This is a genomic window from Ruegeria sp. I3, assembly GCF_056532525.1.
Window position 1 is genome coordinate 66545 of the sequence record NZ_JBQFNI010000007.1, and the last position, 21641, is coordinate 88185.

General features: G+C 56.4%; 21 protein-coding genes. 5 read left to right on the forward strand and 16 right to left on the reverse strand.

Translation table 11 applies throughout. The features are described 5' to 3' along the window. The first annotated feature begins 24 nt into the window (after positions 1-24). A complete protein-coding gene (locus ACR0L9_RS17100) occupies positions 25-3090 on the forward strand; it encodes an aminotransferase class III-fold pyridoxal phosphate-dependent enzyme (RefSeq protein WP_480896235.1) in 3066 nt (1021 codons plus the stop codon). Positions 3091-3136: 46 nt separating this feature from the next. Here ACR0L9_RS17100 and ACR0L9_RS17105 read toward each other — a convergent pair whose 3' ends face one another. After that, the gene (locus tag ACR0L9_RS17105; RefSeq protein ID WP_480896237.1) at positions 3137-3613 is read right to left on the reverse strand and encodes a hypothetical protein; all 477 of its coding nucleotides are present in this window, start codon (positions 3611-3613) and stop codon (positions 3137-3139) included. Beyond that, the gene (gene hemP, locus ACR0L9_RS17110) at positions 3610-3777 is read right to left on the reverse strand and encodes a hemin uptake protein HemP (protein ID WP_170398358.1); all 168 of its coding nucleotides are present in this window, start codon (positions 3775-3777) and stop codon (positions 3610-3612) included. The genes ACR0L9_RS17105 and hemP overlap by 4 nt, the downstream gene beginning before the upstream one ends. A 225-nt stretch (positions 3778-4002) precedes the next feature. On the opposite strand from hemP, the gene gph reads away from it, so the two are divergent. Next, entirely contained in the window at positions 4003-4665 is a 663-nt protein-coding gene (gene gph / locus ACR0L9_RS17115) for a phosphoglycolate phosphatase (protein WP_170613205.1), read from the forward strand. A 213-nt stretch (positions 4666-4878) separates the two neighbouring features. Here gph and ACR0L9_RS17120 read toward each other — a convergent pair whose 3' ends face one another. The 3 genes from ACR0L9_RS17120 to ACR0L9_RS17130 all read right to left on the reverse strand — a co-directional run bounded on the left by ACR0L9_RS17120 (position 4879) and on the right by ACR0L9_RS17130 (position 8780). After that, a complete protein-coding gene (locus ACR0L9_RS17120; protein WP_480737586.1) occupies positions 4879-6051 on the reverse strand; it encodes an acetate/propionate family kinase in 1173 nt (390 codons plus the stop codon). Next, positions 6051-7436 (reverse strand): bifunctional enoyl-CoA hydratase/phosphate acetyltransferase, encoded by a 1386-nt coding sequence (locus ACR0L9_RS17125; protein ID WP_480737584.1) that lies wholly within the window; start codon positions 7434-7436, stop codon positions 6051-6053. The genes ACR0L9_RS17120 and ACR0L9_RS17125 overlap by 1 nt, the downstream gene beginning before the upstream one ends. Before the next feature lie 75 nt (positions 7437-7511). After that, complete coding sequence (locus ACR0L9_RS17130; RefSeq protein WP_170425629.1) at positions 7512-8780, reverse strand: cytochrome c peroxidase; 1269 nt, start codon at positions 8778-8780, stop codon at positions 7512-7514. 15 nt (positions 8781-8795) lie between these two features. On the opposite strand from ACR0L9_RS17130, the gene ACR0L9_RS17135 reads away from it, so the two are divergent. Next, positions 8796-9266 (forward strand): tetratricopeptide repeat protein, encoded by a 471-nt coding sequence (locus tag ACR0L9_RS17135; protein WP_170408184.1) that lies wholly within the window; start codon positions 8796-8798, stop codon positions 9264-9266. Positions 9267-9296: 30 nt separating this feature from the next. Here the strand turns inward: ACR0L9_RS17135 and ACR0L9_RS17140 are convergent, their stop codons facing one another. The 6 genes from ACR0L9_RS17140 to ACR0L9_RS17165 are packed head-to-tail and all read right to left on the reverse strand — an operon-like array spanning position 9297 to position 14874. Further along, positions 9297-10358: a TRAP transporter substrate-binding protein gene (locus tag ACR0L9_RS17140; protein ID WP_170408182.1), complete on the reverse strand. Its 1062-nt coding sequence runs from the start codon at positions 10356-10358 to the stop codon at positions 9297-9299. 25 nt (positions 10359-10383) lie between these two features. Further along, positions 10384-11673 (reverse strand): TRAP transporter large permease, encoded by a 1290-nt coding sequence (locus ACR0L9_RS17145; protein WP_170398321.1) that lies wholly within the window; start codon positions 11671-11673, stop codon positions 10384-10386. Then, complete coding sequence (locus ACR0L9_RS17150) at positions 11674-12261, reverse strand: TRAP transporter small permease (protein WP_170398319.1); 588 nt, start codon at positions 12259-12261, stop codon at positions 11674-11676. A gap of 53 nt (positions 12262-12314) precedes the next feature. After that, positions 12315-12830, reverse strand: coding sequence for a flavin reductase family protein (locus ACR0L9_RS17155; protein WP_170408253.1), 516 nt, complete (start codon positions 12828-12830; stop codon positions 12315-12317). Beyond that, positions 12830-13720 carry an aldo/keto reductase gene (locus ACR0L9_RS17160; protein ID WP_170733834.1) on the reverse strand — a complete coding sequence of 297 codons (891 nt, stop codon included), beginning with the start codon at positions 13718-13720 and terminating at the stop codon, positions 12830-12832. The genes ACR0L9_RS17155 and ACR0L9_RS17160 overlap by 1 nt, the downstream gene beginning before the upstream one ends. Continuing rightward, on the reverse strand, positions 13720-14874 hold the full coding sequence (locus tag ACR0L9_RS17165; protein ID WP_170613198.1) for an LLM class flavin-dependent oxidoreductase: 1155 nt from the start codon (positions 14872-14874) through the stop codon (positions 13720-13722). Before ACR0L9_RS17165 ends, ACR0L9_RS17160 begins: the two co-directional genes overlap by 1 nt. A 105-nt stretch (positions 14875-14979) precedes the next feature. Here ACR0L9_RS17165 and ACR0L9_RS17170 point away from each other — a divergent pair, with 105 nt between their 5' ends. Then, positions 14980-15690, forward strand: a complete 711-nt coding sequence (locus tag ACR0L9_RS17170; RefSeq protein ID WP_480896239.1) for a GntR family transcriptional regulator — start codon at positions 14980-14982, stop codon at positions 15688-15690. A gap of 12 nt (positions 15691-15702) precedes the next feature. Further along, a complete protein-coding gene (locus tag ACR0L9_RS17175) occupies positions 15703-16803 on the forward strand; it encodes a Gfo/Idh/MocA family protein (protein ID WP_480896241.1) in 1101 nt (366 codons plus the stop codon). A gap of 9 nt (positions 16804-16812) precedes the next feature. Here the strand turns inward: ACR0L9_RS17175 and ACR0L9_RS17180 are convergent, their stop codons facing one another. The 5 genes from ACR0L9_RS17180 to ACR0L9_RS17200 form a co-directional block, all read right to left on the reverse strand. After that, the gene (locus tag ACR0L9_RS17180; protein WP_170398548.1) at positions 16813-18669 is read right to left on the reverse strand and encodes an SLC13 family permease; all 1857 of its coding nucleotides are present in this window, start codon (positions 18667-18669) and stop codon (positions 16813-16815) included. 131 nt (positions 18670-18800) lie between these two features. Next, the gene (locus tag ACR0L9_RS17185) at positions 18801-19577 is read right to left on the reverse strand and encodes a cephalosporin hydroxylase family protein (RefSeq protein WP_480896243.1); all 777 of its coding nucleotides are present in this window, start codon (positions 19575-19577) and stop codon (positions 18801-18803) included. Further along, positions 19564-20292, reverse strand: a complete 729-nt coding sequence (locus ACR0L9_RS17190) for a WbqC family protein (protein WP_480571800.1) — start codon at positions 20290-20292, stop codon at positions 19564-19566. The genes ACR0L9_RS17185 and ACR0L9_RS17190 overlap by 14 nt, the downstream gene beginning before the upstream one ends. Next, positions 20271-20957 carry a formyltransferase family protein gene (locus ACR0L9_RS17195; protein WP_480896245.1) on the reverse strand — a complete coding sequence of 229 codons (687 nt, stop codon included), beginning with the start codon at positions 20955-20957 and terminating at the stop codon, positions 20271-20273. Before ACR0L9_RS17195 ends, ACR0L9_RS17190 begins: the two co-directional genes overlap by 22 nt. Then, positions 20954-21637, reverse strand: coding sequence for a class I SAM-dependent methyltransferase (locus ACR0L9_RS17200; protein WP_480896248.1), 684 nt, complete (start codon positions 21635-21637; stop codon positions 20954-20956). Before ACR0L9_RS17200 ends, ACR0L9_RS17195 begins: the two co-directional genes overlap by 4 nt. Between the last annotated feature and the right edge of the window lie 4 nt (positions 21638-21641).

The window sequence follows — 21641 nt, forward strand, 5'->3', positions numbered from 1 at the left end:
CGTGGCAGTTGCAAGAGATAGCGCATGAGCGACTTGAACACTTTCTGGGCTGGTCGCCTGCGTGAACACTGGGGTTTGGACGCCCGTCTGACGCGTCTGGATGGGGAGTACGACCTCAACTTTCTGGTCAAAGCCACCAACGGGCAGGATTGTGTGCTCAAGGTGATGCACGCGGGGTGCGATGCGGCATTGGTCGATCTACAGATCAAGGCGCTGGGACATCTCAGCGCAGCAGCGCCCGGATTGCCCTTTCCTGCCGTTTATCCCGATTTGAACGGGATGATGTTGCCCGAGATTGCCGACGCGCATGGGCAACCGCGACAGGTCTGGCTGCAGGAACGACTGCCGGGGGCATGCTATGCAAGCAGCGCGCCCAAGACCGAAGACCTGATACTAAAACTGGGCCGTGTTCTGGGCGCAACCGACCGGGCGCTGGAGGGGTTCACCCATGAGGGTTTGCAGCGCGCCGATTTCAAATGGGATTTGACGCGGGCGAGTTGGATCGTCGACCAACTAGAGGCCATCTCTGATCCGGCACGACGCGCGCGCGTTCAACAAATCGCTGCGGATTTTGAGGCGATCTCTGATCAACTGGGTGCATTGCCAAAGCAGGCGATTCACAATGATGCCAATGATTACAATATCCTTGTTGAAGGCAAACTGGGCGAGCGACGCAGCATCTCGGGTCTGATCGATCTTGGCGACATGTGCGCGGCGCCGCGCGTTTGCGATCTGGCTATTGCCGGGGCCTATGTCGTTCTGGACCACCCTAAACCCGAGCGCGCATTGGCTGCGCTGGTACGCGGGTATCACGCCGCCAATCGGTTACGCCCGGATGAGATCGACCTGATCTGGCCTTTGTTGCAAGCACGGTTGGCGGTGTCCGTGGTGAATTCGACGCTGATGGCGATTGAGAACCCGGATGATCCGTATGTCACGATCAGCCAGGCCCCAGCGTGGCGATTGATTGAAAATGAGGCAATCAATGGCGCACTCATGCCCGCCCGATTGCGCGCCGCGTGTGGCTTGCCCGTTGTGGATGGGGCCGAGCGCATCCATGCCTATCTGTCCAACCATCGTGGACATTTCGCGCAGATGTTCGGGCAGGATCTGAGCGACACGCCAATGGGCTCACTGTCGGTGGAAAACTCAACCTGGCCTCAAAACCCGTTCCACATGCCGTTGGACGAGGCGGCGCGGGTTGGTGAGGAGTTTGGGGAAAGTCCCTGGCTTGGGTATTACAGCGAGCCTCGCCTGATCTATGCTGAGCCGGGGTTTCGCAAGGGACCGTGGAAAGCGTCGGATCGGCGCACAGTGCATCTGGCCGTGGATGTGTTTGCACCCGCCGGAACAGTGCTGTATGCACCTCTCAGCGGTCGGGTCGAAGCGGTTGAAAACAGGGACGCGCATCTCGACTATGGCGGGGTTGTGATCCTGCACCACGAAACGCCCGAAGGGGATGCATTCTACACGCTTTATGGCCATCTGGACCCTGAGGTGAGCGAGCGTTTGAAACCGGGTGACCCGGTGGCTCAGGGTGCAGCTTTTGCCCGCCTGGGCGATGCCAGTCAGAATGGCGGATGGGCCCCGCATGTGCATTTCCAACTGGCGCTGACAACCGACGGTATGCAGGCCGACTGGCCGGGCGTAGCGGATCCTGATGAGCTCGAGCTTTGGCACGCGGTCTGCCCCAACCCTGCAGCACTGTTGAACTTGCCTGATGAAAAGGTTTTCTATCGACCAACCGACAAGCAGGCGATCCTGCAGGACAGGCGCGAACACTTCGGCGGAAATCTCAGCCTGACATACGACGACCCGGTCATGCTGGTGCGTGGCTGGAGGCATCACCTGTTCGATGAATGGGGGCGACCCTATCTGGATGCCTACAACAACGTTCCGCATGTAGGCCATGCGCATCCGCGTATTCAGGCGGTTGCAGCGGATCAGCTGAAGCGCATGAATTCGAACACGCGCTATCTGCACCCGGCGCAAACCGCCTTTGCCGACAAGGTATTGTCGAAACTGCCGGATCACCTTGAGGTCTGTTTCTTCGTCAACTCAGGGACTGAGGCCAACGAATTGGCTCTGCGTCTGGCGCGCGCGCATACCGGGGCAAAAGGGATCGTGACGCCCGATCACGGCTATCACGGCAACACAAACGCTGCGGTGGCGATCTCGGCCTACAAATTCAACAAACCTGGCGGTATTGGGCAGGCAGATTGGGTGGAACTGGTTGAGGTCGCGGATGACTATCGCGGCTCGTTCCGGCGTGATGACCCCGAGCGTGCCCGGAAGTTTGCTGACCTGATTGATCCGGCGATTTCGGCATTGCAGGCAAAAGGGCAAGGCCTAGCCGGGTTCATCGCTGAAACATTCCCCTCGGTCGGGGGACAGATCATTCCACCAAAAGGCTATCTGTCTGCGGTCTATGAAAAAATCCGCGCCGCCGGAGGGGTCTGCATTGCCGATGAAGTCCAGACTGGCCTCGGGCGCCTGGGCGACTATTACTTCGGCTTTGAACATCAGGGCGCGCTGCCTGACATCGTGGTAATGGGGAAGCCCATCGGTAACGGTCATCCGCTGGGCGTGCTGGTTACAACCAAAGAGATCGCCCAAAGCTTCGACAACGGGATCGAGTTTTTCTCGACCTTCGGAGGATCGACCCTGTCTTGCCGGATCGGAAAAGAGGTGTTGGACATCGTCGACGATGAAGGCCTTCAAGAGAACGCCCGTGTGATGGGGGCTCGTCTGATGGACGGCCTCCGAAAGATCGAAGCGGACTTTGCCTGCGTTGGCGATGTACGCGGCATGGGTCTGTTTTTAGGGGTGGAACTGGTCAATCCTGACGGTTCGGAAAGCGGTGAGATTTGCAGCTACGTCAAGAATCGGATGCGCGATCATCGCATTCTGATCGGTAGCGAGGGACCCAAGGACAATATCCTGAAAATCCGGCCACCGCTAACCATCGAAGCAGAGGACGTCGACATGATTCTTTGGGCGATGCGGGAGGTTCTTGGCGAAGTGGGTGACTACAGCCCTGCCCCCATGTGCGATCACGATCATCATCATGCGGGCTGCGGCTGCTGCTAAGAAACACAAAACCCCAGCGAAATTGCTGGGGTTTTGTCGCCGTCGATCAGTGGAGCACTGAATGTGGGGGGTGGTGCCCGGTCGTCGGCAAAGGGATCGAAACGGTCATCCGGCGTAACGCCAAGCCCAGTTCCTCGGACAACGAGGCCAGTGCCGGGGCGAAATCGAGCCGTACGATCAGCGAGGCCATCATCATTGCATCTTCACGCGCCCCTTCAGAGGCGGCACCGATCATCTGGGCAAAACAATTCTCATCAGCGCCCAGACATGCACATCCCAGCCCATGACGCACCAGCGGACGGCGACCGTGATGTGCACAAAGTGAACACAGCCGGTCCAGCGTCAGCATCGTGGCGCGTCCCTGATCTGCACCCAGCGCGATGTCAAAATCGCTTGCGGCATTTGCCCGGCCTTCGACCCCATCACCCCAAAGCCGCAGATACATGACGGCTCCGGCCTCAATGGGGTTCAGGTCAGCCAGACGGCCAACAGCCGCCCCGCCACGCGAAGAAGGTCCGCTCATTTTGTCAGGATCAGTTTGCCTGCGCGGGTGATACGCAGCGTATAAAGCTGATCGCCCAGCTCGATATGGGCCAAATTGCCGCCATTGGTGAGGTCTTCCGCCTTGTGGGCCGGAAGCATCGAAACAGCGTAGCTAAGGGTCGAGGTAGGGGTTTGCGCGTTCATTGGGGCATCTCCAGAGCATCTGTGGCACTTGGCCTTGTCTGTCTTCGTTTCGCTTGATCTGGCTGACCCTGTTTTGGGCTGGCTATCTGTTCGTGTGATTAATCTGATAAAAATAGTAAGGTTTGTCAAGCTGCTGTTTTTTCAATCGCTCCCACGGGTCTCTATTGCGCCGTCGCACAGCACGACCTAGGCATTGGATATCAACAAACAAAGGCGGATTCGCAGATGGCAGCAGTTGTCGTATTTGATCTGGATGGCACCCTGATAGACAGCCTTGCCGACCTTGCAGCTGCGGTAAACCGAATGCTGCACGATCAGGGGCACCCCGCCTTGCCTCAGGATACGATCCGGGGATTCGTCGGGAACGGATTACCCAAGCTGGTCGAGCGGGCGATGACGCATTGCGGGCTTGAGCCAACGCTTCACAAGGACCTGACACAGCTTACTCTGAAGCACTACAATGCAGGCGCCTGCGATCAGACCGTAGTTTATCCCGGCGTGATCCAGGCGCTGGATGAGCTTCGCGATATGGGCTGTGCGCTTGGGGTCTGCACCAACAAACCCGAAGCCCCTGCCCGGCATGTGCTGGGCGAACTTGGCCTGCTACCCTATTTCAACACGGTATTTGGTGGAGACACGCTGGATATACGCAAACCCGATCCAGAGCACTTGCACGCCTGTTTCAAGACCCTTCAAGCCGCAGGCCCACAGATCTTCGTTGGCGACAGTGAGGTTGATGCCGAAACTGCGCAACGGGCTCAGGTTCCGTTTTTGCTGTTTGAACAGGGATATCGAAAGTCGCCGGTTTCGGACATGCCGCACACGCTCAGCTATGATAACAGTACCGCACTGCCTGCACTTGTTCGGAAAATCCTGACGCAGGCATAGACCCCAAAAAAGGTCGAGGGGCCGGCCAAGGGGGTAAGAAGCCAGCCCCTCATCGGGGGAAATTAGTGAAAGTGGATTGGGCGCACTGGCCCGGTAGTTAATGAGAAGTTAACGCACCTGCGCGGATCGCGAAATTGGGGGATTCCCGTAGTGCTGCGATTTTTTCCCCGATCTTCCAAATTATTTTGCGCGCAGAAGCCTAAAAACTGGGATTTACGCGGCTTTCTCAGCCGCGGCACGCGCGATCACCAGTTCCTCGTTCGTCGGAATGACCATCAGTTTCACACGTGACAGGTCGGTCGAGATGACGCGCAGATTGTCCGCGTTTGCATCGTGGTCCAGTTCAAGACCCAACCACCCCATGTCAGTGCAGATACGATCACGGATATAGGTCGAGTTCTCTCCGATCCCGCCGGTAAACACGACGGCGTCCAGACCTCCCAACACAGCGGCCAAAGCGCCCAGCTCGCGGCGTATCCGGAACGTGTAGTAGTTGATGGCATTGCGTGCACCCGGCGTATTCGACGCCTCAAGCGTACGCATATCATTGGTCATCCCGGAAAGGCCAAGCAACCCGGATTTACGATACAGAAGGTCCGAGATCTCATCCGCATTCATGCCTTGCTGATCCATCAGATACAGCACAACGCCCGGATCCAGCTGGCCACAACGCGTTCCCATCGGCAAACCATCCATGGCCGAGAACCCCATGCTTGAACCGACCGAGCGACCTCCGATCATGGCGCACATCGAGGCACCGTTGCCAAGATGCGCCACAACCACCCGTCCGCCATGTATCAGCGGCGCAGTCTTGGCCAGATGGTCCGAGATGTAATCATAGCTCAGACCGTGGAAGCCATAGCGGCGAACGCCCATATCGTAATACTCGGTCGGCAATGCGAAGGTGTCATTGACCCAAGGGTGGTGGCGGTGAAAAGCGGTATCGAAACAAGCAACCTGCTTGGCATTGGGGAACCTGTCCATCGCAGTACGTGCGCCCTGCAGATTGTAAGGTTGGTGCAGGGGCGCAAAGGGCTCTAGCTTTTCAAGCATCTGCAAGCTTTCGGAGGTCAGCAGAATGGGTCTGTCATTATCCGGTCCGCCATGCACGATGCGATGCCCTACAGCCGCAACACGCGCCGACGGGAACTGCCGTTCCAGCAAATCCAGAATATAGTCCAGGGCGCTGGCCTGATCACGCAGCGCCTCGGATGTGGTATCGGCCAGCACACGGCCATCCGTGGTCTCTGCTTTGATGCGCGCCGCGCGGCTGCCGATGCGTTCCACCTCTCCCGAACAGACAAGGGTCGGATCTGCTTCGCCCGCGGAGAACAACCCAAACTTCAGCGAGGACGAGCCTGAATTCAGTGTGATGATATGGTCCATCAGATCTTACCCGACATCCGCGCCGCATGCAGGGCCGCGACGGCACAGGAAACCAGTCGCGCCTTTTCGCCATCTGCGCGACTGGTCAGAATAATCGGTACGCGCGCGCCCAGCACCACCCCGGCAGCCTCGGCGTGCGCGATATACGTCAGTTGCTTGGCTAGCATGTTGCCTGCGTCCAGATTGGGTACGACAAGAATGTCTGCCCGTCCGGCCACCTCGGACACGATCCCTTTGGTGCGCGCCGCGGCCAGGCTGACCGCGTTGTCCATGGCAAGCGGCCCATCGACCAAGCCACCCCTGATCTGTCCCCGCTCGGCCATCTTCGACAGCAATGCGGCATCAATCGACGACCGGATTGCTGGATTCACCGTCTCGACCGCCGACAGAACACCCACTTTCGGAGCGCCAATTCCGATTGAGATTGCCAGATCGATCGCGTTCTGCGTGATGTCGATCTTGGTTTCCAGATCCGGCTCGATATTGATGGCCGCATCGGTCACCAGCAAGGGATGCGGCTGGCCGGGTATATCCATGACGAAGACATGCGTAAAACGGCGCCCCGCGCGAAGTCCACGATCCCGCCGCAACGCCGCCCGTAGCAGTTCGTCCGTATGAAGATGCCCCTTCATCAATGCTTCGGCATGTCCTTCGACAACCAGATCAACCGCTTTGTTGGCGGCGTCCAGATGGTCCTTAACGGGAACGATCTCAACGTCACCCAAGGGCAACTCAATCTCACGCGCTGCTGCAGCAATCTTGTCGGGGTCACCTATCAGGACCGGCTTGATGATGGTTTCACGCGCCGCCAATAAGGCCCCCCCCAGCGAGTTGGGCTCTTCTGGGGCGACAACTGCCGTGGGGATCGGAGGCAGCGGGCGCGAGCGATCGAGCAGTGCATCAAAATGCCGGTGCCGCTCGACGACCAGACCAGGCACTTCAATCTCATTGAATGACAGTTCTTTCTCCGGAGCGATCACGACCGCGATGCCGGACACGATCAGCGCCGCATCACTAGGGCGCATCACCTGAGTTTCCAGAACTACCTCGCGGTTATCGCGTTTTTTGATAACCGTAACTCTGGCCAGCAGTTCTTCACCCGCATATGCCCGGGCGCTAAAATCCAAGCTTTGCGACTTATACAGCGTACCCGCGCCCGGCAGGATATTCCCCAAAACGGCCGAGATCAGAGCCCCAAGAAACATCTCGGGCGCGATCGCCTCGTTTACGTTATCACCGTCCCCATCTTCGTCGGCCAGGTTCAAAGGGTTATGGTTGCCGGAATTCGATGCGAAGGCATAAAAATCATCCTCTGTGCAGAACCGGGTCAACTCGGCGGTGTCTCCGATCTGAAGCTGATCAAAGGGCTTGTTGTGATACTGCATTGAAACTCTCGGCGGCTGTTTTGCACCGATCATTATGAGATTTCACGTAAATTTCCAATGACGTTTGGTGGGTTTCTAGGGCTCAAACCCATCTGGCACACCGAACAGTGGCGCATCCAGTGTGGTCCCGGTCAATGCACCCATGAACGCCACCAGATCTGCGACCTGGGCATCGGTCAGTTCCAGCGGTTCGATGTCAATTTTCTGGCGATGACGCTCCATCTCAAACCGGTCCTGCCAGACGATGAAATCCACATTCTCAAGCCACGGCACGTTGGGCAGCCCGGCCAAATCAGGGGTCCAGGCAGCGAGGCTCTGAGATGGGTTCAAGTGGTGGCGAATAATGCCTTCCAGATCGGGAAAGGCACCGTTGTGACCATAGGGCGCCGTCTCTGTCACATTGCGCAGCATCGGTGTGCGGAAACGATAGGCGTCCTCAAGACGGTTGCTTTCACCCATATGACCCACGTCGCGGGCATAGGGGTCCCATTGGCGGGTCTTGCCCGGTCCAAATGGCGGCAGGCTCAGCGCGTGGAATTTTTGATCCGATAGCAACGGGCCGGAATGGCAGTTTGCGCAACCTGCCTCACCATAAAACAGGGTCATGCCGTCCTTTTGCCGAGGCGTCAGGGCTGTGTTATCTCCGGCCAGATATTGATCGAACGGGCTGTCCATGCTGCGCCATTCCAGCGCCATGAATGCCGCCAGCGCGTTGGCTACTTGGGTGATCGTGATGTCCTCGGTCGTGTCGATGTCATCGAATGCCTTGACCATGGCGGGCCCATAGCGCGGATCGGTGCGTACCCGTTTGGCGAGGATCGGCCAGCCCTTGTCGATGCGGTCATGCACCGCGCCGGTGACTTGATTTTCGGCCACATTCCCGGCCATTTCAAACTGCGAAGTCAGCGGGAAAAGCGCCTGCGCGGCCAGCAGCGAATTCAAGCCGTCCGGCAACCACTCCTGCGCGGGTGAGTTGAAACCGTTACCGTAGACGTCAGAGATACTCAGACGGCCATCATGGAAAACCGTGTGAAGTTCCTTTGCACCAAGGTTCCAAAGCCCCGGCGAATTGCGGGGAATTCGCTTGCGGATTTTGTCTGTTCCGATGCCAGGCGTCCGGTCTGGCCCCAAGCCCATCCCGCCTTCTCCGATGCCAAGCGACAAGCCGTCCGAGGTGCCGAAATCCGGGTGATGGCAATGGGCGCAGCTTATGTTCCGGTTTCCCGATAGAATGGGATCGTAAAACAGTTGATGACCGATAGCGGCCTGTTCCATATCAAAGGGGATGAAATCGTCATCCGTCAGCGGGCGCGGCAGATCCTGAGCTGCCGCAGCCCCTGCCAAAAGGAAAGAAACCCCATGCGCCAGTTTGTATTTGCCCTTTGCCTTCTCGCCACACCAGCGCTGGCTGAACTGGAACAAGCACGCGATCTGATGGAGGCCGGAGAGTTTGAAGCCGCGCGCGAGGAATTGCTGCCCGCCGCGCGCTCCGGCAATGCCGAAGCCGAGGAATTGATCGGTGTGATGTACGGGTTGGGCCTTGGGGTCGAACAGGACTATGAACGCGCGTTTGAATGGTACTTGCGCGCCTCGATGAAAGGTCATCCCGGGGCGCAATCCGGTATCGGTTGGTACTACGAGTTGGGTCTGGGCATGCCCGCTCCTGATCTGGTTCGAGCGTACATGTGGTATACGCTCAGCGCCATCGGCGGCGACCCCGATGCGGCGATCAGCCTTGAAGAAGTGGTCAAAAAAATGTCGCCGGAGCAGATCGAGAAGGCGCATGTTCTGGTCAACGACTACAAAGGGTGGATGTACCCGTTTCGGTGAGGGCCGGACCCCAGGGCCCGGCCCAGCAACTCAGTTCAGATCCGCATCACGTGAGGCATTAACATCCGCCTCGGCTGCTGCCACAGCGTCAGTCAACGCTACAAAGATCTCATCACCACGTGCCACATTGGACTGGAACCAGTCATAGACCGGGGTTGCGGCTTCTTTGAACGCAGCTTTCTGGTCGGGTGTAAGGACATAAAGGTCACCACCGCCGGCAACGAAATCCTCATACGCCTGGATCGACTTGCGCTTGGGTGAGGCAAAGGTCGCCTGCTGCAGCGCATAAAACCCGTCGACTACCACGCGGCGCATATCTTCTGGCATCTCCTGGAACTTGGCGTTGTTCATCCACCACAGCGCACCCATGTAGGCATGCCCATCCAGCGTGACATATTGCAGGCCTGCATCAGGGAACTTCATACCCATGATGTCCGTGATGCCGTTTTTCGAGCCCTCAACCACGCCGGTCTGGAAGCTGGTGAACAGTTCTGGCCACGGGATCGGGGTCGGTGATGCACCCAGTGCTTTGACCAGCTCCTGCGGCAGGTCGGCAACCACGGTGCGGATTTTCAGACCTTCCATGTCAGCCGGCTCGGCGACACGGCGTTGTGTATTGGCGAAGTTGCGCCAGCCACCTGTATTGCCGATTGTCATCAGACGGATCGCACCGCCGGAATCCTCCAGCGCCATGTCGCGCATCTGCCGGGTGAAATCACCAGATAGGACATGTTCGGCAATGCGGTCATCGGCCATCAGGTAAGGCAGGTCCAGAACCTGCACGTAAGGGAAGATGCCCGAGGCCCCTCCAGAGGTTGAGATGTAGATGTCGATCGTACCGTCTGCCACGCCCTGCAGACACTCAGCACCGTTCGAGCAGAGCTGCGTACCGATGAACAGCTCAACCTCAATGGCTCCGTTCGAGGCCGCCTCAACGTAGTTCTTGAAAACGACCAGACCGTCATAGTCTTCGTCGTTTTCATTCGAGTTTGCTGTGGCGCGTAGCGTGTAGTCGGCGGCTGCCGCGGCAATCGCAGACGCGGCCACTAGCGACGTGGCCACCGCTGCGGTTTTGATAAATCTTCTGAGCATGCGTTTCCTCCCTGTGATACTCTGTTCAGTTTGCAAATCCCGTTATCCTCGGGATCGTCATGGATAGTGCGGGGATGTATGTGATCAAGAAGATCACGATGATTTCGACCGCCAGAAACGGCAGGATTGCCTTGGCGATGGTTTCAACCCGTTCCCGAGACACGGCGGCGGCTACGAACAGCACCAGCCCCATGGGCGGGGTGGCCAGACCGACAGTCAGGTTGACGCTCATGATAATGGCAAAATGGATCGGGTCTACACCGAGGCTGGTGAAGATCGGACCGAGGATCGGGCCAAGGATGATAATAGCGGGGCCTGCATCCAGGAACATTCCGACGATGAACAGCAGCAGGTTGATCAGGAACAGCAGGATCAGCGGGTTTTCCGACAGGCTGAGGATTAGCGAGGCCAGCTGCTCCGGCGCATGGCTAAGACTAACGACCGTCTTGAAGGCCATTGCCGCCCCGACCAACAACAGGACGACAGCGGAGGTCATACCTGCATTGCTGAGCACCTCGGGGACTTCTTTCCACGTCAATGTGCGCAGGACGAAGAAACCGATTATAAAGGCATACCCTACGGCGACAGCGGCCGCTTCGGTCGGGGTAAAGATGCCACCCAGTATTCCGCCCAGGATGATCACAGGGGTCATCAGTGGGAAGAACGCCTTTAGGCTGGCCTGACGGCGTTCCGGCCAAGTGTATTTGCGGCTGGCGACCGGGAAGTCGTAGCGATCCGCCATCAGCTTGATCATGAGCATCAAACCGACACCGACCATGACCCCAGGCACGATGCCAGCGAGAAAGAGCGCAGCCACACTTTCACCCATGACATAGGCATAGATGATCATGATGCCCGAGGGCGGGATGATCGGCCCGATCACCGAACTGGCTGCCGTGATCGCGGCGGCAAATTTACGGGTATAGCCTTGCTTCTCCATCGCCGGGATCAGCATTGACCCAAGCGCCGAAGTATCGGCGACAGCGGACCCTGAAAGGCCCGCGAACAGGATCGAGCTGAGGACGTTCACATGCGCAAGGCCGCCCCGCAGGTGGCCCATCAGGGCCTGGCTGAACTCCACAAGTCGGATGGTGATGCCGCCCCGGTTCATCAGTTCTCCGGCCAGCATGAAGAAAGGGATCGCCATCAGCGGGAAGCTATCCATACCGTTATAGACATTGCGATAGAGCAGCGTAATGTCGTTGGTCTGACCGCTGAGCCATAGCAGAATGCCGGGCGCCGCCAGCAGTGCGAAAAAGACCGGCAGGCCGATCAGCAGGAAAATCAGGAAGGTGGGCAGGAACCAAATCAGCATTTATTCAGCCCCCACCGCAGCTTCGGGAATTTCAGGCAAAAGATGTGCTCCGCCCAACATGGTTACTATCGACCGCAAGATCAGTTCGATATTAACCGAGATCAGCAAGATGATCCCAACCAGCAGCGAGGCCATCATCCAACTGCGCGGAATACGGTACCATTCATCGAACCCGAAAGAGGTAGGCAGGTACAACGCCGCAGTGGCGAACCGGCCACCAAAGCCCGTAACCTCAGACCAGCCGATATTGACCGCAACAAGCAGCACGGCCAGCGAGATCAGCAGCAGGAACAAATTGAGCGATTGACCAAGCACGCGCGGCAGGAAGCGCGCAAGCATATCGATGGCGACGAACCCTCCGCGACGGAAAGCTGTGGGGGCCATCAGGCCCGTCATCCAGAGCATGCAGAACCGGGCAGCCTCATCCGGCCATGGCAGTGCGTTACCCAAGACATATCGGAAGAACACCTGAATCAGGATCGCGATAACCATAACTGCAATCGCAACAACACCGACCGCGCGGCCCAGACGCAGCACGGTTTCGTTCACGAATGCAATCGGCGTCAACGCCGATGCCAGTCCGCCCATGCGGATCCTCCCACTGTCAGCTGCGGGTTTGACCCGCAGTCGTCATATCGCGCTTAGCTCTGCGCGAATTGGCCGAGTTTTCCGGCAAAGAACGTCAGCGCGTCTCCATCCGCCATGCTGACTTTCAGAACTTTGCCCACCACGATCACATGATCGCCTGCATCGTGATAAGCGTGCTGCTCGCATTCGAACCGGGCAAGACTGCCCGGCAACAACGGGGTGCCGTTTTCACAACGGTCATGTTCGATATCACGCAGCGCATGGGCGTCTTTTGAACAGCCAAAGCACAGCTCGGCCTGTTCAGCAGACAGAACATGCACACTGAAGTGACGCGCCGCGTGAAAATAGCGGAACCGGCGCGAATTGCGGTCGCCCGCCCACATCACCAGCGGCGGATCCAGCGACAGGGACGAAAAGCTGTTGGCGGTAATGCAGATTGGCCCATCCTCACTGTCGCAGGTCACGACAGTAACTCCGGTGGCAAAACGGCCAAAAGCATCGCGCAGGGTTCGCGTGTCGTCCTTATGCGGGACGAATGTATGGTTCATATCGCGCGAGATTGCGTTCATCATGGCACCTCATGTCCCAGCGCCGCCTCATACAGGCGGTACCAGCTTTCACGATCCAGCTTGACTTTCAACGCATCTGAGGCGCGCTTGATGCGGCCCAGATTGTTCGTCCCGAGAACCGGCAGAATGTTCGCCGGATGCGCGAGCAGGAAAGCAACGGCCACAGCGGCGCGATCCACCCCGAATTCTGCGGCGATCTCATCCGCTACAACGCCGACCGGAGGGTTCCCGGCCATCAAAAGGCCTCCACCCAGTGGGGACCACGCCATAAGCGGGTGACCATGCTGTTGATGGAACGCCAGATCGCCATTGGTAAACGGGCTAATCTCCCCAAGCGAGATTTCAATCTGATTGGTGACCAACTGGGTTTTCATCGCCGACTGCAGCAAAGACCAGTCCCAAGAGCGGAAGTTGGACACACCAACCGCGCCGACCTTGCCACTGGCAACCACCTCATCCAGCGCTGCACCGGTTTCATGGTGATCCATCATTGGATCCGGGCGGTGGATCAGTAGCAAGTCGATGTGGTCGATCGCCATTTCCGACAGAGATGTATCGACCGATTTCAGAATATGCGCACGCGACGTGTCGTAATATTTGACCTTGGCCTCGGCATAACGCCCCATCGGCGCGACGATGTCACATTTGGTGACGATCTCCATTTTCTGGCGCAGGCTGGGATTGGTGCGCAAGGCATTGCCCAGAACGGCTTCGGCCGCGTATCCGCCATAAATGTCGGCCTGATCGAAGGTAGTGATGCCCTGATCCAGACAGGCCTGAATCTTGGCCTCAACATGCGCAGTCGAGGTGTCACTGTCATCACCCAAGCGCCACATACCATAGACAAGACGGCTCATTTCCAGCGTGTCAGATAGTTTCACACGTTGCATCAGCGACGAACTCCGTTGCCCAGCGGGGTTGCCGGGGTGGTTGCTGGCACGCGCCCGTAGGCTTCGGGAAGCGAGCAGGTTTTCAGGTTGGGCATCACACGGGCGCCAAAATGCTTGGCCTCGTCCATGTGCGGGTAGCCCGAGAAGATGAAAGCGCGAATGCCCATCTTCTGATACTCTTCGATCTTAGACATAACTTGATCGGTCGAACCGACCAGCGCAGCGCCACAGCCCGAACGTGCACGTCCGACGCCGGTCCACAGCCCGGGTTCGACATAGCCATACTCATCCGCCAGATCGCGGTTCTTGGATTGATGCGCCACGCCCAAGGATGTCGCGTCCAGTGCCCGCTCGCGGATCGCACGACCATATTCGTCATCCAGTTTCGAGACGATGTAGTCGGCGTACTCCTGTGCCTCAGCCTCGGTATCCCGCACGATCATGTGGACGCGCAGGCCGTAATCCAGAGTACGATTGTAATTCTCGGCAACCGCATGAACGGCTTTCATCCGCTCGGCCAACTGATCCTTTGTTTCCGGCCACATCAGGTAGACATCGCAATGCTCGCCGCACAGGTCCAAAGCAGACGGCGAGTAGCCGCCGAAATACAGCAGTGGGCCACCGGTCTGGTAAGGCCGAGCCGGGTCGGTGGTCAGGCCTGAAAAGTTATAGACCTCGCCCGCATGGTTGATTTCGTCCTGCGTCCAGGCCTGTTTCAGGATCTCGACCACTTCGCGCGAGCGTTGATATCGGAAAGCGCTATCGGCTTTTTCACCGGGAAAATCGGACGAGATGATATTGACCGTCAACCGCCCCTTAAGCATGTGGTCCAGCGTCGCGATGGTACGGGCCAGCATGATGGGCTGCATTTCGCCACAGCGCACGGCGGCCAGCAGGTTGATGTTTTCGGTAATCGGCGCGCAACCTGCAACAAAGCTCAGGGTGTCCTGTCCGACCTGATAAGACGATGGGCACAGGATGTTGCGAAAGCCTTGCGCCTCGGCCTCTTTCACGATGCCTGAACAATGCTCCCAACTGGATCGCAGTTCACCATCGGGCACGCCCAGAAACTGGTAGTCATCCGAGCAAAGCGCTGCAAACCACGAAACCTCGGCCGCATCCAGGTCGGGGGATGTGATGGGGACGATGGTCATTTGATTCACGCTCCGTACATCTTTGACTTTCCTCTTGCGTAGCAAGCGCATTGATGTAGATCAATAGTGTATCAATTTTTCCTGCGACCGAGTGAAGCGCCCTCAATGTCCGCCAACAGCCGCAATCCAAATGCCCTGCCGATCTATGTCCAGATCTCAGAGCTTCTGATCCGCGATATAGCTGCGGGCCGTCTGATGGATGGTGAGCGTCTTCCACCTGAACGGGACATGGCTTCGAACCTAAATGTCTCGGTCGGGACCTTGCGAAAATCCCTCGCCGAGCTTGAGAAAAAAGGCATGTTGGAGCGTATTCAGGGTTCGGGCAACTACATCCGAGAGACCGGAACGCAGAACAGCGTCTATGCTATGTTCCGGCTGGAACTGCCCGAAGGCGGCGGGTTACCGCGTGCCGATATTCTGTCAGTTGATCATCTCAAGAAGCCTGCGAAGCTGCCGGAATTCGGCCTGTCTGATAGCGGTTCGCGCGTACGCCGGATGCGTTATCTGAATGACACAATCATCGCGGTCGAAGAAATCTGGCTGGACGAATCAGCCGGGACCATCGACCAGAACCTGCTGTCCGACTCGCTTTATCGCTATTACCAGCAACAACTTGGCTTCTGGATCACACGGGCAGAGGATCGCGTTTCTGTCAGTGCCCTGCCCGACTGGACACCTGAAGGCTTCACCAAACCTGCGGGCCAAGCCGCAGGGTATATCGAACGGTTCAGTTGGTCTGAGAAAGCTGAACCTATCGAGTTTTCAAAAACATGGTTTGATCCAGATCGAGCCACATACGTTCAACGCCTGAAATAAAAGGAACTGCGCATGACCCGGACCACCAATTACGGGCTGATCGGATGCGGCATGATGGGGCAGGAACACCTGCACAACATTGCTCTGCTTGAGGGCACGCGCGTCGCCGCAATCTTCGAACCCGACCCGGAGATGGCGCATAAGGCGCAGGTGATTGCGCCCGAGGCGCAGATGGTGGCATCAGTTCAGGATCTTCTGGCGGTCACTGACCTGGACTGTTTGGTCATCGCGAGCCCCAACCACCTGCATGTTGATCAACTGGCCGAGATAGCGGAAACCCGCCCACTGCCACTGTTGATAGAGAAACCGTTGTTCACTGATCCCGCCGATCTTGCACGGCTTGAGGAGTTAGAGCGCAGTTTTCCACACCCGATCTGGGTCGCGATGGAATATCGCTATATGCCCCCGATCACGGCGCTGATCGATGAAGCAGCGACCGCAGGTGGTGGGATCAAGATGCTCACGATCCGCGAACACCGCTTTCCGTTTCTCGAAAAGGTCGGCAATTGGAACCGGTTCAACCGTAACACTGGCGGTACATTCGTCGAAAAATGTTGCCACTTCTTCGACCTCATGCGCCTGATCCTGCAATCAGACCCGGTTCGTGTTTCCGCAAGCGGAGGCCAAGCCGTCAATCATTTGGACGAAGTTTATGACGGCGATACTCCAGATATTCTGGACCACGGCTATGTCATTGTCGATTTTGCTTCGGGCGCGCGCGCGCTGCTCGAGCTTTGCATGTTTGCCGAGGGTTCGCGGTATCAAGAAGAAATCTCGGCCATTGGGCGCGATACCAAAATCGAAGCGCTTGTGCCCGGCCCGGGCCGCTTCTGGCCCGAACATCTGGGCGACGCGCCTGTACCACAGCTGATCATCAGCCCTCGCGCACCGAAAGGTCCAATCCAGCGCGACATCCCCGTTGATCCCGAGTTGCTGGCGGCTGGCGACCACAATGGCTCAACTTATTACCAGCACAAAGGCTTTCTGGAGCTGGTCAGGGGCGAGCGCGCCAAACCCGAGGTCTCACTGCGTGATGGGATTTGGGCCGTGCGTATCGGCCTTGCCGCACAACAGGCGTCAGAGCAGGGCCAAACGATCAGCCTAGCTGGGTGATTAACAGGGTCAGAAAATCACATTCAGCATCAACAGTGAGACGATCAAGAAAATGATCGTCATGATCCCGCCCGAACGGACGAAATCGGTCACTTTGTACCCAGCTGGCCCCATGATCAGCGCATTCACCTGATGGGTCGGGATAATGAAACTGTTCGAGGTCGAAATCGCGACGGTTAATGCAAAGACCGCCGGGTTGGCACCCGCCGCAACCGCAATTGAAACCGCAAGGGGCACCAACAGAACCGTCGCGCCGACGTTTGACATGACCAGAGAAAATGCCGTCGCCAGAATGGCGACGCCCGCCTGTAGCGCCCAATTCGGCCATCCATCCAAGATGATCATGATCTGTTGCGCAATCCATGCCGCAGTCCCGGTATTCTGCACCGCCTGACCCAACGGGATCAGACACGCCAGCAGAAAGACCGTGTTCCATCCAACTGCTCGATACGCCTCGTCAACACTGAGCACCCGGGTCAACATCATTCCTGCGGCTCCGGTCAGCAAACAGAGCGACAAACGCACATCCGTGAACAGGATCAGCGACAATGAGATCAAGAAGAACAAGAGCGCCCAGCCTACTTTCTGCGGGCGCAATTCGTCCTGCGGGAAATCAGACGTGACCACAACAAAATCCGGATCACGCTTTATCCGCATCAGGTTGTCCCAGCGGGTATGAGCAACCAACATGTCGCCAGCCTTGAACTTCTCAAGCCCGATCTGGGTGGATTCATGCGTCTCAGTCTCGACATGACTCAGCGTCTCTTCACCCCTGTGGATGGCGAGCAATGACATTCCGTAGGTTTTGCGGAATAGCAATTCGCGAGGGCATTTGCCGATCAGTTTGCTGTCAGGCGTAACAACCACCTCTGCGACCCCGGCATTCGTGGGTGCGAACTCTTCGACAAACACATCCAGATCAGGCAGCACCGTCAGCCCGTACTTTTCGGCAAACTCTTCGACAACCCAGCGCCGACCCACAATCGCTAATCGACAAGGCGCAGCAATCTCGGCTGTTAGCACCTGAACCATCGAGGTCTTGCCGCGGTAAAAGGTCGAGATGATATAGAGATGATTTTCAAAGTTGATGTCGGCCAGTATTTGCCCGACCAGCGGGCTGTCGGCCGGAACCACAACCTCGAACACATCGGCCTTCAGCCCGTAGACCCGCTGAAGATATTCCTGAGTCCCGCGCCCGGTACCCGTACTCTCCGACCCTGAATCACCCGGCAGCACCCAACGTCCCAGCAGCAGGAAATATGCGATCCCCGTCAGGATCAGCACCGCACCGATGGGGGTAACGGAAAACAATCCAAAGGGTTCCATCTTCTGGGCTTCGGGCAGCCCTTCGTTTGCAGTTTGGATCAGGTCATTCAACAGAATAAGCGGTGAGGACCCGACCATCGTCATTGTCCCCCCCAGAATGGCACAAAACCCCATGGGCATAAGCAAACGTGACAACGGAATACCCGATCGCGATGAGATACGGCTAACCACCGGTAGGAACAACGCCGCCGCCCCGACATTTTGCATGAATGATGAGATAACACCGACTGTGCCCGAAACGATCGGCAGCACTCGGTTTTCAGACTTACCACCATATTTCAAAATGACGGACGCGACCTTGTTCATCAGCCCCGTTTTATCCAAACCCGCCCCTACGATCATGACCGCAATGATCGAAATCACGGCATTGGACGCAAACCCGTCAAACAGATGAGGAACATTTGCCAGATTTTCGAGACCCGGTGCATAACTCAGCAGACCCACAATGACCAACACCAGGATGGCCGAAAGATCGATCCTTACAATCTCGGACACAAACAAGAACACCGTGAAGGCCAAAAGCGCCGAGACCACACCCATTTCGTATGTAAACGCCAATTGCTCCACTGGGATCACCTGGTTCCAAAAGCAAATCTAATAGGCATTTCTAGGCAATCAGCGCGGGCCTGTCATGGACTTTGTCTGTTTGGTCGAAATCCACCGTGACAAAACTACCGGCGTCGTAAGAAGCCGTCCGGTGCCACCGAAATTTGCAGCTTGTGATCGATACTCTTGTCGATCTCGAAATCAGGATTGACTTTCAACCAATCATGAACTGCAGTCTTTGGGTTGTCTCCAGGTCCCCATGGACGATCAGTGAACATAGTGGGAGGCATATCCTCAACGATTGTATCGAACACAATGCAATAGCTACCCGAAGAAACAAGCGGGGCATACGCATTTAACTCGGCAAGCACATGATCGTGTGTATGATTGCTGTCGAGACAAACAAGTACCTTTTGGTAATCTTCAGCAGCAGTTCGAACCTGGTCCACAATGTCTTCGTCAATAGATGAGCCTTGAATCATCTCGATTCTGGAGGCCATCGGATGCTCTTCTATGGCTGCACGATTGTGGGCGCGAATATCAATGTCAATGCCAAGCACTTTGCGTTTGGGACTAGCGGGGTCAAGCGTCTTGCCCGCTTCTACAGCGTCGCAATACTCTAACATCGCGAGAAGTGAGGCCGAGTAAATCAGTGATCCGCCATGTGCGATGCCCGTTTCAATGATCAAGTCCGGGCGAACATTCCAGACGATCTCCTGCAACCCCCAAGCGTCATTGGGGAATTGAATTGCAGGACGACCAAGCCAAGAAAAATTGTACGCCCATTTATGCGGCGCAATTTCACGTACCCAAATGCGGGATAAGGCTTGCAGGTCCTGATCCGCTCCAAGACTATTTATGTTATCTCGGACTTCCGCCTGAAAAGCCTCAATCGGATCCATTGATGAACTCCTTCCAGTTGACTGATCCTGATCGGATCATCGTTTCGCCCGCTCTACCACAATTAGCAATAAGGTCGAGTGCTGTGACATATGGCGTAAAAGCGCCATGTAATTGAGGATAAGGTGCACAATCATATGAAATGTAACGAACTTCCAACCCTGCATCCTCGAAAATTGAGTGATCCAGGTAGTTTTTAGCACCATGTCCGGTTAGATAGACGCTTCCACCTGCCGCCAAAGTTAGGTCGCGTAGTCGTTGGCTCGAAGCCCCCGCAACGTTCAATTGCTCAGACGACATAAAGGTCGTTTTTTGATCAAGATCGAAATATCTTGCAAGTGCCTGAACCGAATAGCTGGTTAGCTCATCAAGCGTCTGCGATGGCTGCTGGAAAACGTCATAGACCACTTCTAGCATATCATCGACATACGGCGCCGAGTAGTATGCTTGTTTCAACAAATTTAAATGTTCTTCACGCCAGGGCCTTCGGTCATCAATCTTCACTTCATTAATGTTCTGCCCGCGATGACGGTCGCGCGTTGGTACCGTCATCCAACGAACTCCATCCTTTGACTTTATCTGGACTCGGTTAAGAAAACCTCGCGCAAATTGCACGTCGTCATAGTGAACAAATACATCCGCCAGGCGAAGTTGCTCGAGCAAGCCATACCAAGGGAAATACATAGATTGCGATATTACGACGGTTGCGTTGGCCACGAGATGCCCTCGTTTCTAAGGAAAGAGCGAAACGCATCGTTCAATTTCTTATCTGCAATCGCAGGTTTTGCGACCACGCTTGAACTGGTGCCTTTTGTCCCCATTAGCGTCAACGCCCGCTCTATATCCCCGTTTGCCAGAGCTTCTTGAAGTAACAAAAGCAAATAGAGCTTTTGCGCGAAAGACACTCTTTGGATTGTTTCCCTGGTAGTCGGCCGGGGGGACCAGACCTGAGCGATTATGGGGCCGCCATCCATCGATTGATCGACTCGGTGAGCGGTCGCGCCCATGATAGTCATCCCAGATGCATGCGTCGCCGTCAGAGAACCTAATCCCGGGAACAACGGTAACAGCGACGGATGAAGATTAATGCAGGGCTTAAAGTCGTAGATTGAAGGCCCTACGAGGCGAGTAAAAAGCAGAACAGAACAATCGCATTTCTTCTCCTCAAACAGCCAATATGAGGCTTTGGAACTGAAGTCCACGGCATTTCGGTATTCCACTCGCTTGATGGGGATACCTCGGATATCTGCCCTTTGCTCAGCATTGCAGGCCCGGTCGGAAACCATCACCCAATTAGGAACGCGAGAAAGCTCAGTCAGAATATCGTAGGCCGCAGCCATTACCGCACCGCCACCAGAACAAATGAGACCAATTCGATTCATCTCGCGGTGACCGAACGGTGCGCACCATACGCAAGACCAGGCGCATCAGGGTGGTACAGGTAAAGAGTGTACTCATACAGTGGATAAGCATGATCAAGTTGGACACGAGATGTGAGTTGCGACATGCACCAGGCGAGTAATTCAGCTGGGTTGCGATAATAAAGGTTAGAAGATTGAAAATTTACATGGGTCGTCATAACGTTGAAGGCGATCCCAACTCGCGACATAGTAAACATATGGGTTACCAGTTTTCGTAAGTAAGCGTCCATGTCAGGTTGTGACACCGAGAGCTTCTGAGTGAGTATACCATTGCAAACCGCGTAGTCATACTGAGGCTCCGACGGTAGGTCGAGTACATCACCCGCTATCCAAGTTGCGTCTCGATGGCGATCTCTTGCAGTTTCAATCATTGAACTCGCCATATCGATGCCGGTGAATTTTATATTGAGTTTCCTATCTTTCATTCGATCCAACAGGCTGCCATAGCCGCATCCAACATCAATTATGCTTGGCTGTGTCAGATCACCTAAGTTGGTTACCGCAATCATTCGGTCGAGGCGTATAAGGTGGTCAGATGGGTCAGAACCCCAATCCACACCCTCACCCGTGGCACCGTGACGGGCAAAAGTTCCAGAGTAATGTGCGCCCAATTTCACGCTTATTTTCTTAAGATCCGGCAACGTG

Coding starts and splice junctions, on each gene's coding strand:
- ACR0L9_RS17140 (WP_170408182.1), bottom strand. CDS start 10,358: ATGCTCAGAAGATTTATCAAAACCGCAGCGGTGGCCACGTCGCTAGTG.
- ACR0L9_RS17120 (WP_480737586.1), bottom strand. CDS start 6,051: ATGGACCATATCATCACACTGAATTCAGGCTCGTCCTCGCTGAAGTTT.
- ACR0L9_RS17155 (WP_170408253.1), bottom strand. CDS start 12,830: ATGAACGCAATCTCGCGCGATATGAACCATACATTCGTCCCGCATAAG.
- hemP (WP_170398358.1), bottom strand. CDS start 3,777: ATGAACGCGCAAACCCCTACCTCGACCCTTAGCTACGCTGTTTCGATG.
- ACR0L9_RS17165 (WP_170613198.1), bottom strand. CDS start 14,874: ATGACCATCGTCCCCATCACATCCCCCGACCTGGATGCGGCCGAGGTT.
- ACR0L9_RS17105 (WP_480896237.1), bottom strand. CDS start 3,613: ATGAGCGGACCTTCTTCGCGTGGCGGGGCGGCTGTTGGCCGTCTGGCT.
- ACR0L9_RS17180 (WP_170398548.1), bottom strand. CDS start 18,669: ATGGGTGTGGTCTCGGCGCTTTTGGCCTTCACGGTGTTCTTGTTTGTG.
- ACR0L9_RS17185 (WP_480896243.1), bottom strand. CDS start 19,577: ATGGATCCGATTGAGGCTTTTCAGGCGGAAGTCCGAGATAACATAAAT.
- ACR0L9_RS17195 (WP_480896245.1), bottom strand. CDS start 20,957: ATGAATCGAATTGGTCTCATTTGTTCTGGTGGCGGTGCGGTAATGGCT.
- ACR0L9_RS17160 (WP_170733834.1), bottom strand. CDS start 13,720: ATGCAACGTGTGAAACTATCTGACACGCTGGAAATGAGCCGTCTTGTC.
- ACR0L9_RS17150 (WP_170398319.1), bottom strand. CDS start 12,261: ATGGGCGGACTGGCATCGGCGTTGACGCCGATTGCATTCGTGAACGAA.
- ACR0L9_RS17135 (WP_170408184.1), top strand. CDS start 8,796: ATGCGCCAGTTTGTATTTGCCCTTTGCCTTCTCGCCACACCAGCGCTG.
- ACR0L9_RS17145 (WP_170398321.1), bottom strand. CDS start 11,673: ATGCTGATTTGGTTCCTGCCCACCTTCCTGATTTTCCTGCTGATCGGC.
- ACR0L9_RS17170 (WP_480896239.1), top strand. CDS start 14,980: ATGTCCGCCAACAGCCGCAATCCAAATGCCCTGCCGATCTATGTCCAG.
- ACR0L9_RS17125 (WP_480737584.1), bottom strand. CDS start 7,436: ATGCAGTATCACAACAAGCCCTTTGATCAGCTTCAGATCGGAGACACC.
- ACR0L9_RS17100 (WP_480896235.1), top strand. CDS start 25: ATGAGCGACTTGAACACTTTCTGGGCTGGTCGCCTGCGTGAACACTGG.
- ACR0L9_RS17175 (WP_480896241.1), top strand. CDS start 15,703: ATGACCCGGACCACCAATTACGGGCTGATCGGATGCGGCATGATGGGG.
- gph (WP_170613205.1), top strand. CDS start 4,003: ATGGCAGCAGTTGTCGTATTTGATCTGGATGGCACCCTGATAGACAGC.